The sequence below is a fragment of the Pyxidicoccus sp. M6 genome (assembly GCF_055568925.1).
This window is the reverse complement of sequence record NZ_CM145714.1, coordinates 12,058,901-12,072,672: the sequence shown is the minus strand read 5'-3', so window position 1 is coordinate 12,072,672 and position 13,772 is coordinate 12,058,901. Positions and strand designations below refer to the sequence as shown.

At 71.5% G+C, this 13,772-nt stretch carries 12 protein-coding genes; 3 read left to right on the top strand and 9 right to left on the bottom strand.

Annotated features, from left to right (window positions below; translation table 11 throughout):
- Positions 1–118 precede the first annotated feature (118 nt).
- A complete protein-coding gene (locus ACVTJA_RS47530) occupies positions 119–688 on the top strand; it encodes a Uma2 family endonuclease (protein ID WP_465830885.1) in 570 nt (189 codons plus the stop codon).
- 10 nt (positions 689–698) lie between these two features.
- Here the strand turns inward: ACVTJA_RS47530 and ACVTJA_RS47525 are convergent, their stop codons facing one another.
- The 7 genes from ACVTJA_RS47525 to ACVTJA_RS47495 form a co-directional block, all read right to left on the bottom strand.
- The gene (locus ACVTJA_RS47525) at positions 699–1,574 is read right to left on the bottom strand and encodes a DMT family transporter (protein WP_465840696.1); all 876 of its coding nucleotides are present in this window, start codon (positions 1,572–1,574) and stop codon (positions 699–701) included.
- On the bottom strand, positions 1,574–2,806 hold the full coding sequence (locus ACVTJA_RS47520) for a hypothetical protein (protein WP_465840694.1): 1,233 nt from the start codon (positions 2,804–2,806) through the stop codon (positions 1,574–1,576). The genes ACVTJA_RS47525 and ACVTJA_RS47520 overlap by 1 nt, the downstream gene beginning before the upstream one ends.
- A 53-nt stretch (positions 2,807–2,859) precedes the next feature.
- Entirely contained in the window at positions 2,860–3,171 is a 312-nt protein-coding gene (locus tag ACVTJA_RS47515) for a 4a-hydroxytetrahydrobiopterin dehydratase (protein ID WP_206724034.1), read from the bottom strand.
- 52 nt (positions 3,172–3,223) lie between these two features.
- Entirely contained in the window at positions 3,224–4,615 is a 1,392-nt protein-coding gene (locus ACVTJA_RS47510; RefSeq protein WP_465830884.1) for a hypothetical protein, read from the bottom strand.
- The gene (glpK, locus tag ACVTJA_RS47505) at positions 4,615–6,105 is read right to left on the bottom strand and encodes a glycerol kinase GlpK (protein ID WP_465830882.1); all 1,491 of its coding nucleotides are present in this window, start codon (positions 6,103–6,105) and stop codon (positions 4,615–4,617) included. The genes ACVTJA_RS47510 and glpK overlap by 1 nt, the downstream gene beginning before the upstream one ends.
- 92 nt (positions 6,106–6,197) lie before the next feature.
- Positions 6,198–6,422 carry a hypothetical protein gene (locus ACVTJA_RS47500; protein ID WP_465830880.1) on the bottom strand — a complete coding sequence of 75 codons (225 nt, stop codon included), beginning with the start codon at positions 6,420–6,422 and terminating at the stop codon, positions 6,198–6,200.
- A gap of 175 nt (positions 6,423–6,597) precedes the next feature.
- Entirely contained in the window at positions 6,598–8,265 is a 1,668-nt protein-coding gene (locus ACVTJA_RS47495) for a ligand-binding sensor domain-containing protein (RefSeq protein ID WP_465830878.1), read from the bottom strand.
- 487 nt (positions 8,266–8,752) lie between these two features.
- Here ACVTJA_RS47495 and ACVTJA_RS47490 point away from each other — a divergent pair, with 487 nt between their 5' ends.
- Positions 8,753–9,718, top strand: a complete 966-nt coding sequence (locus ACVTJA_RS47490) for an MBL fold metallo-hydrolase (RefSeq protein ID WP_465830877.1) — start codon at positions 8,753–8,755, stop codon at positions 9,716–9,718.
- On the opposite strand, the gene ACVTJA_RS47485 is transcribed toward ACVTJA_RS47490, so the two are convergent.
- Entirely contained in the window at positions 9,693–10,538 is an 846-nt protein-coding gene (locus ACVTJA_RS47485; protein ID WP_465830875.1) for an AraC family transcriptional regulator, read from the bottom strand. The two genes, ACVTJA_RS47490 and ACVTJA_RS47485, sit on opposite strands and share 26 nt — an antisense overlap.
- Positions 10,539–10,850: 312 nt before the next feature.
- On the opposite strand from ACVTJA_RS47485, the gene ACVTJA_RS47480 reads away from it, so the two are divergent.
- Entirely contained in the window at positions 10,851–12,491 is a 1,641-nt protein-coding gene (locus ACVTJA_RS47480) for a tetratricopeptide repeat protein (RefSeq protein WP_465830873.1), read from the top strand.
- A gap of 11 nt (positions 12,492–12,502) precedes the next feature.
- Here ACVTJA_RS47480 and ACVTJA_RS47475 read toward each other — a convergent pair whose 3' ends face one another.
- Positions 12,503–13,771, bottom strand: a complete 1,269-nt coding sequence (locus ACVTJA_RS47475; protein ID WP_465830871.1) for a lipocalin-like domain-containing protein — start codon at positions 13,769–13,771, stop codon at positions 12,503–12,505.
- Between the last annotated feature and the right edge of the window lies 1 nt (position 13,772).

Sequence of the window (13,772 nt, the reverse complement as noted above, 5' to 3'; positions counted from 1 at the left end):
CGATGTCAGACCCTGCGGGTAGGAAGTAGTGGACACGCAGTAGAGGGTGGGGTTCCACTCCAGGGAGACAGGGTCGATGATGGAAGGGTGGGGTGTTGGTGGCCTGGGGAGTTCCGAGATGAGCAAGGAGACGAAGCGCCCGGCGACGTACGCCGACCTGGAGGCGCTGCCCGAGAACGTGGTCGGGCAGCTCATCGACGGGGAGCTCATCGTCATGCCGCGGCCCATGACTCCGCATGGCATGGCGCATTCCGTACTGCTCATGGACCTCGGCACCGCTTTCCATCGTGGGAGGCTCGGGCCCGGTGGCTGGTGGATCATGGATGAACCGGAGCTGCACTTCGGCCGGGATGTCCTGGTGCCGGACATCGGGGGCTGGCGTCGCGAGCGCATGCCCTCGATGCCCCGAGCCCCTTACGTCACCCAGGCGCCGGACTGGGTCTGCGAGGTGCTCTCTCCGTCCACCTCGAAGCTGGACCGCACGCGGAAGCAGGAAATCTACGCACGCGAGGGCATCGCGCACGTGTGGCTCGTGGACCCGGACGCGCGGACGCTGGAGGTGTTCCAGTTGCACGGTGGACGGTGGGTGGAGCGGGGCACCTGGTCCGGTGATGCCCGCGTCCGCGCCGAGCCGTTCGAAGCCATGGAGTTGGAGCTCGGGGCCTTGTGGGAAATGAAAGAGCCCTGACCTCTGTGACTCACTTCGGCGAAGCAGCCGTCGCGGGCGCGCGGGGTGGTGCCTTCGCGGAGAGTGCCAGCAGCACGCCCGTCAGCAGCGCCGCTCCCGCGAGCACCAGGCGCTGCGTCACCGTCTCCCCGAGCAGCAGCACCCCGCCCACCGCCGCCAGCACCGGCACGCAGAGCTGGACGATGGCGGCGCGTGTCGCCGTCAGGTGCGGCAGCGCCGCGTACCACAGGCTGTAGCCCACGCCCGACGCCAGCGCCCCGGAGCCCACCGCCAGCGCCACTCCATGCCCCGTCGCATGCGGCGCGCCCCGCACCAGCAGCCCCACGCCCGACAGCGCCGCCGCCATGGGCACGGAGCGCAGGAAGTTGTCCGCCGTCGCCGCCAGCGGATTGCGGTTGCCGCGCCCTCGCAGCGAGTACACGCCCCACGCCACACCCGCGCCCGCCATCAGCGCCGCGCCCACCGGGTCCGGCGCGGAGACTCCCGGCGCCGTCAGCCCCACCAGCCCGCCCAGCGCGAGCACCAGCCCCGCCACCTCGCGCGCCTTGGGACGCTCGCCACGCGCCAGCCCCGTTCCCAGCATCGTCGCCTGCACGCAGCCGAACAGCAGCAGCGCACCGACGCCGGCCGGAATGCGCACATACGCCAGCGAGAAGCCCGCCGCGTACGCGAAGAGCGCCAGCGCCGAGGGCCACGAGCCCCCCGTGTGCTTCCCACCCCGCGCCCGCAGCAACACCGCCAGCACCAGCGCGCCGGATACCAGCCGCACGCCCGTGAAGGACGCCGCGTCGATGAGCCGGCCACCACCCGCCAGCGCCGCGCGGCACAGCAGCGAGTTGGCCGCGAAGCCCACCAGCGCCAGCACCGTGAGCAGTCCCGTCCGCATCACCGCCAGAACCCCACGGACAGACCCACGTTGGTGTAGCGGCGCGCCAGGTCGAAGGACGCCGTAATCGCCCAGTCCTCCCAGTAACGCAGCACGAACACCTCGAAGCCTCCCGTGACATGGGGCCGCGCCGGCCGGCCGTCGAAGGGCGAGGGCTCTACGTAGACGCCCGCGCGCAGACGCACCATGCCGGGAATCGTGTCGTGTTCCACGCCGAGGCGCGGGGCGAACTCCGCCGAGCCGCCCACCAGCTCCGGCTCCGCCGTGGACGCGAACGAGCGCACCGGCACCGCGTTGTCCACGCCGGAGATGAGGTCCACCTGCGCGGTGACGAGCCACCGCCCAGCGAGCGCTCCCTTCGGCACCTCGTCCGGCACCGGCAGCGCATCTCCTTCGATAATCAACTGCCGCCGCGCCGCGGGAGACAGGCGGTTGTAGAGCTCCGCGCCCTCGCCGAAGCGCCAGCTCGCGCCCACCGACAGCACCGCGGGCGCCACCACCCCGCTGAAGAGGGGCCGGCCCGCCAGCACCGGCGCCGCGCCCTCGTCCCGCAGGTCCGCCACCACCTCCGGCCGCACCGTCACGCCCAGCCGCCACGCGCGCCCGTGGGGCCGGTACAGCATGTCCACCTCCACGCCCGTGTCGCCGTAGCGCAGGTCGTCACCGCCCGAGGAGAGGCGGAAGGACGCCTGCGCCGCGTAGATGCCCATGGCGAGGATGAAGTCGTCCTGACCGAAGGCCACCGCCCCCGCCAGCACCGTCTGCGTCAGGGACACGCGGATGCGCTCGGAGTCTCCGGAGCACGTCACGGTGGCGCAGTAGGACACCGAGGCGTTGCGCAGCGCGAAGCCGATGCCGAAGCGCTTGTATTGCAAAAGCAGGCCGCCGAGGAGCTGCCGGCTGTCCTCGGACTCGTCCGGCCGCCCGTCGTTGTCCACGTCGCGGTTGCGCCCCGTGGCGAAGGGCAAATCCAACCAGGACAGGGTGACGCCCAAGTCCCAGTCCTTCTCCAGCGTGGGGCTCCGGTGCGCCAGCGAGGACAGGTTGCTGGGCAGGCCCGCGGCGCCCTCGGCGAGGCCCACGTACGCGCCTCCCAGCGCCACCACGCGCGCCGAGCCCAGCAGCGAGCCGGGGTTGAAGTACAGCCGCTCCGGTCGCGCCTCCGTCGGCTCCGTCTCCTGCGCCCACGCCGCCGGAGCGCCGCACAGCAGCGCCGCGCAGAGGAGCGCCATCGCATACCGCGCACGCACGCTCATCTCCCGATGTCTTCCGCGTGTCCTGGTCCTCACTTCGCCCGCACCACCTCCGCGAAGAGGCGGTCGGCCTCGGCGGCCAGGGCGGTGTCGCGGAAGGTGAGGCCCCCGGCGTCGTGCGTGACGAGCGCCAGCGTCACCTTCCTCCAGCGGATGTCGATGTCCGGGTGGTGGTCCGCCTTCTCCGCCGCCTGCGCCACCTTCTCCACGAAGGCGATGCCGGCGAGGAAGGACGGCGCCTCGTACGTGCGGCGAATCATCCCGCCCTCGTGCTTCCACTCGGGATGCTGGGCGAGGAAGGACTGGAGCGCCTCGGGAGCGAGCAGCGTGCGGTCATAGGCCATGCCCGCTTTCTACCCGCTCCCGCGCCCGAGGACAGCCGTCTGTGCCGAGCCGTCAGCGGGTGGATGCCCGCGGGTACACCGCCAGGCCGCTCCCATTGGAGGTATTCAGCCAGATGAAGTCCTCCCCGACATGCGGCGGCTCCGTTGCCAACGGGGCCGGCGCCAGCTCCATCTCCACCCGTCCCGTCCCGGCATTCCAGCGCGGCACCGCGAAGGGCTGGAGGGAGCCCAGCCCCATCGCCGAGAGGTACGGCAACGCGGGGCCCGGGCGCAGCAGGGGGGCATTGCTGACGAGCTGTCCCTCCAGGGCCAGCGTTCCCGACTCCACCAGCCGCTCGCCCTGGACCGCGAAGCGGTGGAGCACCTCCATCGAGAATCCCGACGAGGCGTCGAAGGTGCTCGTCCACACCACGCCGTCCTCGTAGCCCACCGGCACTCCCACCAGCGTGTGGCAGGCCTCGGATGTGACGCGCAGGTACGCTCCGTCGGTGCCCGGCTCGTACGGGCACGCCTCCGTGCGCTGCTCGAAGGTGTTTCGGTCGCGGACGATGACCACGAGGAACAGCCGCGAGCCCGCGCGCACCAGCAGCCCGCCCGCCAGGTCATTGCCGAAGGGGACCATCTCCGTCGAACGCACCCACGCCGTCGTGGGCGCGGTGGCAATGCCGCCAGCCTCGGTGAAGGTATAGCGGTGCAGCAGTCGGTCGCTCAGCACTACCAACTCGTCCGGAGCCACGAGCCGTGCATGTGGCCCCGGGAAGCTCGCGCCCTGCCCCACGCCGGGAGGGTAGGGCTCGGTGCCGGTGAGCTCGAGCGCGCCGGCGCCCGAGTCCACGTAGCGGAGCACCCGGTCGCCATCCACCACCCACACCACGTCCCCAGCCACTGCCGTGGCCTTCACCAAGGTGCCGAGCACCTGCGCCACCGCGCCCGTATCCCTCCAGGCCTGGCTTCCGCACACCCAGGTGCCCCGGGTGGTGCGGTCCAGGTGCGGGCACGCCTGGACACCGGGAAGTCGCGCCATGGCCGCCTCGTTGCGGCGGTCCGGCAGCACGAAGACACCCAGCTGCTGGAGGCTGCCCACCGGCGCGAAGGAGACGATGACGTGGTGGCGCCCCTCCACCTGGGACGTGAAGCGGATGGTGGCCGCCGTGCCGCTCGGATTCAGGACCGCCGTGGCGGGCACGGGCCGGTTCTCCGGGTCCTTCACCTCCACGGTGACGGACTCCGGCCTCGGGGGCACCTGGGTGCCATCTTCCGTGCACGGCTGGACGATGTTGGGGGCGACGTCGAACACCGCCTCCCGGCCCACGCCGAAGACGTGCCCCTCCGGCCGCTGCGCCGACCCGCCGCTGAAGCAGGGCTGGGGGTTGCCCGGGCAGCCGGTGCCGCCGCCCAGCGAGAGCAGGGCGGCCACGAGGACGGGCCAGTGCCGCGCCTTCATCACGCCCGCTCCACGGCCCGCTTCCACTTGGTCAGGTGTCGCTCGCGCACCTCGGCCTTCATCTTCGGTTTGAATGTCTTGTCCGCCTTCCACGCGCGGCGGATGGCGTCCGTGCTGTCCCAGACACCCGCGCCCAGGCCGCCGAGGAACGCCGCGCCCAGGCTCGTCGTCTCGAGGTTGCGCGGCCGTACCACCGGCACGCCGAGGATGTCCGCCTGGTACTGCATGAGGAGGTTGTTGGCCGCCGCGCCGCCGTCCGCCTTGAACACGGGGATGTCTCGTCCGCTGTCCCGGCGCATGGCGTCCGCGAGGTCGTGAATCTGCAATGCGATTCCCTCCAGCAGCGCCCGCGCGAGGTGGGCCACCGTGGTGGAGCGGTCCATACCGGCGAAGAGGCCGCGCGCCTCGGGGCGCCAGTGCGGCGCTCCCAGGCCCGCCAGCGCGGGCACGAAGACGACGTCGCCGGAGTCCTTCACGCTGGCCGCGAGCGCCTCGATGTCCGGTGCCTTCTTGATGACCTTGAGCCCGTCGCGCATCCACTGCACCGCGGCGCCGGCGATGAAGCTGCTGCCCTCCAGCGCGTACGTGGTGGTGCCGGTTCCGCCCAGCCGCCACGCCACCGTGGTGAGCAGGCCGGAGTTGGAGCGCACCGGCGTGCTGCCGGTGTTCATCAGCAGGAAGGCGCCGGTGCCATACGTGCACTTGGACTCACCGGGCTCGAAGCACGCCTGCCCGAAGAGGGCGGCCTGCTGGTCTCCCGCCATGCCCGCCACGGGCACGCCGTCCGGCAGGCTGCGCATGCCGCGCGTGGTGCCGTACACCTCCGCGGAGCCGCGAATCTGCGGCAGGCACGCGGCCGGCACGTTCAGCAGCGAGCGCATGTCGTCGCTCCACTGCAGCGTCGTCAAATCCATCAGCAGCGTGCGGCTGGCATTGGACACGTCGGTGACGTGCGCGGAGCCGCCGGTGAGCTTGTAGACGAGCCACGTGTCGATGGTGCCGAAGCACACGTCGCCCTTCTCCGCGCGGGCGCGCGCGCCCTTGAGGTGCTCGAAGAACCAGGTGAGCTTGGTGCCGGAGAAGTACGGGTCCACCACGAGGCCCGTCACCTCGCGCACGCGCGGCTCCACGCCCTGCTCCTTGAGCCGCCGGCACATCTCCGACGTGCGCCGGTCCTGCCACACAATCGCCTTCGCCAGCGGCTTGCCGGTGGCGCGCATCCACAGGCCCGTCGTCTCGCGCTGGTTGGTGATGCCCACCGCGGAGATGTCTCGGCCGTTGAGGCCCGCGTCCTTCAGCGCGCGGGCGATGCACCACTCGCTGGTGGCCCAGATTTCGTCCAGGTCGTGCTCCACCCAAGAGGGCTTGGGGAAGTGCTGGGTGAACTCCTTGTAGGAGCGGCCCACCACCTGGAGCTTCGAGTCGAGGATGGAGACGTGGGTTCCGGTGGTGCCCTGGTCCAGGGCCAGCACGTACTTCGCCTTCGGCATGGGGTGAGTCCTCCCAACGGCAGACGGCAGTTGGGAGGAACCTACCCCAGCCCGGGGGCCGGACAGGCGAGTTCCTGTATCGCTTCGTCCGGTCAGTACCCGTATGAGCGGCGGCCGCCGAAGATGCGGCGCAGGCCATACGCCGTCAGGCCGCCAATGAGCATGCGGCCCAGGAGGCTGCCCGACGGTGCCCTGCCGCGCCCACCGTAGCCATAGCCGATGGGATGGCGGCCATAGCGGGTGCGCCCGCGATTCCAGTGGCCGAAGCCCTGGGAGCCGCGGCCACGGCCGCCGAGGATGCTGCTCAGAAGAGACATGGTGAGGCCTCCTTTGCGTCGTTCGGTTTGAAGGCCCCCGCCGCGGGGAAGCGGGAGCGCCGCTGCGAGGAGCGGAGTGCCTTCAAGTTGACGCTCGCCGTCCGGTAGGGACACCCCTTCCCGGACGGCGCGCCTCCGGAGGCCCGCTGGTGGCCCCGGAGGCAGGCGGCCAGCCTCACTTGCCGGTGTAGATGCCCACGGCGCCCCGGTGGACGATGTTGCCCGCCGCGTCACGGTAGGCGCTGAAGGCGACCAGCACCTTCCGGCTGTCCCCGCTGCCCACCGTCTGGATGTCCCAGATGGGCAGGCCGGCGAGGTTGCCGAGCACGCTGTTGTGGCTGACGAACTCGCCCTCCTTGTGCATCCGCATCAGGCCGCGGCCCCAGCGGTGCCCAATCCACAGGCTGCCGTCGCGCGTGTCGCGCTCCAGCGAGGAGATGAAGCGGTCATTGTCGCCGGCCAGGTAGTACGCCGTCACCTGGCCCGCGTCCGTCATCTTCGCCAGGCCCCACGCGAAGCTGGAGAACCACACGGTGCCGTCTGGCATGAGCACCAAATCACTGACGAGGTCGTCCTTGCGCTGCCCCTGCGTGGGCACCTGCGGCTCGGCCACCGCGTCCGGCCAGAGGTCGATGCGGTTGGCCCGGTACTTCTTCTCCTCCGTCTGCTTGCGCGCCATCTCGAAGTCCCACGGCTCGCCGGTGCCGACGTGGCCCACCGCGTTGGTCATGATTTTGAAGCGCGAAGAGCGGATGTGCGTGCCCATCCAGACGTCGCCGTCGGGGCGCACGGCGACGCCCCACACGTCACCGGCGAGCCGGTGGTCCTCGCTGGCGTCATCGCTCATCGCGATGTGCGGGTGGACGTGCTCCATGACGCCGAACTTGCAGCGCTGGCGCGTCTCGCGGCCCGTCTCGTTCCCCTGCGCGTCCTTGTAGATGTAGACCCACTCGTTGGCGGTGCGGATGGCCGGGTCCTGGCACTCGGTGCCGCCCTCGTAGTTGGGCTCGGCCCAGGCCAGGCCGTGGTTGGAGGCGAACCAGAGGCTGTTGCGCTGCTTGTCCCAGACGATGCGATTCACCGTGCAGAGCTTCTCGCGGTGGCCGTAGCCGGGCACCGTGTGCTCCACCGAGTGGATGTCGTAGTGCACCACGCGCAGGGTGTCGTCGGGCTGGAGCAGCACGCGGTCCGCGTCGCCGCTCTTGAAGATGGCGGGGTCTTCATATTGGCCGGGCGCCTTGTAGAACTCGCTCTCGCAGTTGGGCTGGCCCTGGTAGCCGACCCAGACGGAGCCCGCGGGGCCGCCCGTCACGGCAATCACCTTGAGGTAGCGCTTCTCCGGCACCGGGTCCTTGCCCTTCCACGGTGCCCAGGGCTTCAGGCCGTCCGCCAGGGTGTAGCAGCGGAAGGTGGACGCGCCCGGCTTCAGCAGGCACAGGCCGTCCTCGCCGCCTGCCACCCAGAGGTTGCCGCCCTCGTCCTCGGTGACGCCGAGCACCTCGCGCGGAGCGCCCTCGGCGGCCCCGAGGAAGCGCCAGCTCTTCGCGTTGGGCGGCACGGGCTCGCCATTGCCGATGGGGCCGCCGTCCGGCGGTGTGCCGGCGTCGGGCGTGCCCGAGTCAGGCGTGCCGGAGTCTGGAGTGCCCGAGTCGGGCGTGCCGGCATCCGTGTCCTCCTTGGGCGGAGGGTCCTCTTCTTCCTCCTCCTTGGGCGGAGGGTCCTCTTCTTCCTCCTCGGGAGGCGGATTCGTGTCCTCTCCCGAGGGGTCATCGATGGTCCCCGAGGGGTCCTCGACCGCGGGGCGGGTCTCCGGTGTGCCGCCCCCTCCACACGCTGCCCACAACGCAGCTCCCAACAACCCAGCCCACCACCTGCCTCGTCCCAGCCAGCGCATCCCGGGTCTGCCTCCAACGTCCTACGGCGGACGTTCCACTCGTAGCCAGTGAGCCCAGAGGCAAGCGGGGTGCCAGGGATTGACGCCGGGTGAAAGGGCATGAGGCGCTGCACGGAGGGAAGCGCGCGGGGTGGAGCAGGGCGCCGCGTTTCCCACGCGGAGCAGTTCAACGCCTGACCCGGCGGGGCGAGCGAAGCGTCCAGTAGGGATGCGCGATGAGGGCATCCAGCGGCCGCTGCGAGGCGAGCCGGGGCTCCCGGTGGGTACGCGCGATGGGGCGGCGCCCGCGGTGCGTCCGGAGAGCGCCGGAGCACGTTGGCGGATGGGAACAAATCCACGGCGGATGCGCGCAAGCGAGCCAGGGGCCGTGAAGGCATCTTCCGCCTCGCTCGCCGGGACATTCGGCCCCGGCACTTCGACACGAGGACGGACGGAAATGACTCTCACGATGAAGCAGGTGGTGCTGTCGCTGGGCGCGGTACTGGCGGTGGGGTGCGCGGGCTCGAAGGCGAACCTGGTGGACGCGGACGTCGCCGCGTACACGAGCGACGCGAGCGGCTTCGACACGCACTCGTTCTTCTATGACACGGGCGCGGAGGTCGTCGTGTTCGACGCCCAGTTCACCGAGGCACAGGCGGAGAAGGTGCTCGCCGCCATCCGGGCGAAGACGGGCAACCCCATCCGCTACGTGGTGGTGACGCATCCGAACCCGGACAAGTTCAACGGCGTGGGCGTCTTCCAGCGCGAGGGCGCGAAGGTGGTGGCGAGCGAGGCCACCGCCGCCGCCATCCCCGCCGTGCACGCGTACAAGAAGTACTACTGGGTGAACGTGGTGAAGGCCTTCAACGAGGATACGTACCCCGCGCAGCCGAAGGTGGACGTGACGTTCAGCGGCACGTACGCGCTGCCGCTGGAGGGCGGGGCGAAGGTGGAATTGTCCGAGCTGAAGCACCCGGGCGTCGCCACGACGCAGACGGTGGCGTACGTGCCGGGCCGCAAGGCGCTCATCGTGGGCGACCTCGTGCACCACAAGGCGCACGCGTGGCTGGAGGGCGGCATCCGCGACGGCAAGGCGGTGCCGGACGTGGACGCGTGGAAGGCCGCGCTGGATGAACTGGCCGCGTGGCCGGACGCCAGGGTGTACGGCGGCCGGGGCGAGGCCGCACCGGTGACGGAGGCCATCGCCGCGGAGAAGCAGTACCTGGACGGCATGGTGACGCTGGTGAATGCGTACGCGGCGGACCTGGGTGGCCGCAAGGCGGAGCTGTGCGGTGACGCGGCCGCGCCGCACTACGCGGAGCTGGAGAAGCGCGCGGCGGCGGCCTTCCCCGAGTACTCGCTGAAGTACATGGTGGGCTACAGCGTGTACGGGCTGGTCAACCGCCTCGCCTGCGGCGGGTAGTCGAAGCACGGCCGGCCCGGGGTGGCAGCGTCACGCCCCGGGCCACGCGCTGGCGGAAGTCGCGGGGGCGCTCGCCGGTGAAGCCGGTGAAGGCGTGGGTGAAGGCGGCGAGGCCCTCGAAGCCCACCGCGTAGGCCGTCTGGGTGACGCGGGCGCCGTCCTCCGCGAGCAGCTCCATGGCGCGCAGCATGCGGGCGTCGTGCAGGAAGCGACGCCACGAGGTGCTGGCCTCGTCCTCGAAGCGGCGCGCGAGGGTGCGCTGGGACAGTCCCGCCGCCTTCGCCGCGCCCGAGAGCGTGACGGGGCCGGCGAGCCGGGACAGGGTGTATGTCATTGCACGCTCCAGCTCCGGCGTGCGGGCGCGAGGCAGCCTCCACTCACGAGGCTCCGCGGCCCACTCTGCGAGCAGGTGCGCGAGCGCCGAGAAGAAGCTCTCCGCCACCGCGTCGCGGGGCGGGCGCTCCGGGCCCCAGCGGGTGGAGTAGTGCAGCATCTCTCTCGCGAGCGGCGGCAGGACGAAGACGCGGCACTCACCCTCCGGCGCGGCGGGCACGCGCGAGGGCTCCAGGTACACGGTGCACAGCGTGGCGGGCTGTGTGGCGCGCACGCGGTGGCGGGTGCCTCCCGCGAGCCATGCCGCGCGCTGCGGCGGAAGCAGCCACTGCGCGTCCGCCACCTCCAGATGCAGCGCGCCGCTCGCGGCGTAGAGGAGCTGGTGCCGGCGATGCGCATGCCAGCCAGACGCGAAGGGCGTCAGCTCATCCGTGAGGCAGAAGGCGGACGCGGGCACCGCGTCCACGTCCACCAGGGCTTTGGGCACGGCTCCTCCGTCCTCCCAGTGCAAGCGGTGTCCGTGCGTACCTGGAAGCCCGTGGCCAGGCAATGGCCGCGTCCCGCGTGGCCAGCCCGCGGGGAGTGGGTCTCCGCTAGGGTGCCGCCTCCTCTATCGGCTCGCGCCCGCGCTCCTTATCCGAAAGCCCCATGCGCCTGCTCCACACTCTCGTACTCCTCCTGGCCGTGCCCGCCTGTATCTCGGACCGTGCCACCCGCACCTTCGTGAATCCGTGCCACATCCCTCCTCACGCGCGCGTGCACGGCGGGGGAGGAGGCCGCGTGCGGCGAGGCCTTCCTCGTGCCCTGCCGTCAGGGGCAGGCGGTGGCGTGCCGCCGGCTCGGGGCGGTCCAGGTGAAGGACGAGGAGTCGATGAAGCGCCGCACGCAGGTGCGCGAAGCGGCCTGTCAGGGCGACGTGTCCGAGGCCTGTGTCGCGCTGGCCCGGCAGGGGCGCGGAGCGTGGGCCCGCGCCTGTGAGCTGGGGGATGCGAGGGGCTGCATCGAGGCCGCGAGGGAACTGCACGTGAAGGACCCCGGCCCCTCGACGAAGTGGATGAAGCCCGCCCGCGCGTTCCTCGAGCGGGGCTGCGCCACCGAGCACCCGTCGCGGGCCGATGCTTGCGAGGAGCTCTCCGTCCTGCTCCTCGAGGACGAGCGGAATGGAGACCCGAAGCGCGCCGTGGAGTTGCTGGAGCGCGGCTGCCAGGCGGGGCATGCGGACTCGTGCGAGGCGCTCGGCCGCGCGTGGTGGGAGGGCCGGGGTGTCGAGCGGAACCGGCTGGCGGCGCTCGAGCCCTACGCACGGCAGTGCGAGCTCCAGCCCAACAACTGCGCTGACGCCCTCGTGGACTTCCGGACCTACTCCCAGTCGTGCGAGGAGGGCTCCGCCAAGGAGTGCCTTTGGCTCGGCGGGCTCATCGACGCGCGCGACGTGGTGATGACGGCGGCGAACTGGGATGCGGTGAGCAAGGCGTACCAGTGGGCCTGTGAGCTGGGAGAGGCCGCGGGGTGCATGGCGCTGGCCCAGGCGTCCGTCGACGGACGCGGGCAGGACCGCTCGCTGGCCTCGGTCATCCAGTCGTATGCACGCGCGTGCAAGCTCGGCAACGTGGAGGGGTGCGCCCAGCAGAAGCAGTACGCGGCCATCCAGTCCGGGTGCGCGGCGAACGTGCCCGCCGAGTGCCGGAGGATGGCGGACTTCCTGCTCGACAAGCCGGCGAGTCCGGGTGACCAGGAGCGGGGGCTGAAGCTCCTGGAGCGCTTCTGTCAGCGGGGAGAGTCCTCGGCATGCCTTCGGCTGGCGGAGCTCTTCGGGTCGGCGACATGGGGCTTCGAGCCGGACCTCCACCGCACCCTGGGGTACCAGGAGCAGGCCCTGAAGGCGGGCGCCGGGTCCTTCTCCACGTCCGTGGTGAAGGCCGTGCAGGACCGGCGCGCCAGCTGCGACAAGGGAAGTGCGGAGGCGTGCGACGCGCTGGCCGAGGACTACCTCGAGCCGCTGTTCTGGGTGAGCAAGCCCGCCACGTCCCAATCCCCCGACTGGGCGCACGCGAAGGCGACGCTCGACAAGGCCTGTGCCCTGGGCCGCGCGGAGTCCTGCGTGAAGCTGGCCCAGGTGCTCTTCACCGGCGCGAGCTCCATCCGCGAGCCCGCCAGGGGCCTGTCCTTGCTGGAGTCGAATTGCACTCGGGCCGTGAAGGACTGCGTGCCCATGTTGGAGAAGCTCACGAACGAGGAGCTGCCCGGTGTCTCGCCTCAACAGACGCTCGGCCTGCTGCGCAAGGCGTGCGACACCGGGACGGGGAAGGCCTGCTCGCTGCTCGGTGAGGTCCAGGAGGAGGGGCGGCTCGGCCTGAAGCCCGACGCGCCCTCGGCGACGGAGCTGTACCGGAAGGCCTGCGACGCGGGCGACAGCAGCGCCTGTGCGCGGCTGCGGTAGCGGGACGCGGGCTACTTCACCGGGCTGCTCGCGGCGGCCTCGGCTTCTGGTGTGCCGCGAGCCCGCGTCTCCGCGCGACGCGGGCCGTGCGAGTCCGCGTAGCCCGTCAGCTCCACGTAGCCCCGGCCCGTGAGCGGCCTGCCTTCACGCGTGCCCTCCAGGCTCACGGCGCCTTCCCAGTACAGCACGCTCACCGGCAGCTCCTGGTCCGCGAGCCTCGGCGTCACCGTGACGTCCAACCCCAACTTGTCCACACGCAGGCGCCAGCGCGACGGGTACTGCCCGCCGCTGCGCGGGCTCTTCCACGTGTCCAGCACGTCGATGCGCACGTCCTCGCGCGACACGCGCACCGGCTCGCTCGACGCCGCGCCCGCCGGAGGCACCCACGTGCCCGAGCTGAACCGGTCCGCCGAGCCGTCCTTGCGGCGGAGCTGGTAGTACATCAGCTCGCTCCCATCGGAGAGCTGGAGCGAGAACCAGTCCCAGCCCACCTGGTCCGCGCCGAGCGCGCTGGTGCTCCACTCGCGGTCCATCCAGCTCTCGCCCTTCACCGTGTACGTCTGGCCGTCGACGCGCACCGTGCCTCGCGAGGGCATCCGCGTCATCGAGTAGTAGTAGGACGCGTTGCCCCGCTCCGGACCCTTCTGGCTCAGGCCCCTGTCACCCTGGAGCACCGGCGGCTTGCCCGGCTCCAGCAGCAACTCCAGCGCGACTTCGTCCGTCTCCGCGTGCAGCCGCACGGGCCACGTGGCCTCGCCCACGCTGGCGGCCTCCCAGTCCTCCAGCCATACCTTGAACGGTTGAGCGCTCGCTCCGACCAGCTCCAGCGCGGAGCGGCTGAGGCGCTCCGAGGCATGGAAGGCGCCGCCCGCCACGTCGGACACGGTGAAGTGCCCCAGGTACACCTGTCGCGTGCCCCACGCGGAGGCGCGCTGTGGCGCCTCGGGTGCGAGCGCGCTGCGGAACAGGGTGAACTGGTAGCCGAAGGCGCGTCCGTCCTCCGTCTCGAGGTTGCCCGTCCAGTACCACCACTCGGTGCGGAACTCCGGGTGCGGGCCGTGGTCCTCGGGGAAGTGGAAGGCGCGAGGCTCGAAGGCGCGTGCGAAGCCCTCCGAGCCCGCGTCGGCGGAGCCTCCGCCTCCGAGCGCGCTGCTCACCGTGAGCGTTCCGCCCCGCGGCAGCGCGGGAGGCGCCGACTCGCGCGTGACGATGGCGACGGCCACCGCCAGTCCCACCAGCACCACCGCCGTCCCGATGACGAGCCCTCGGCCGCCGCTCATG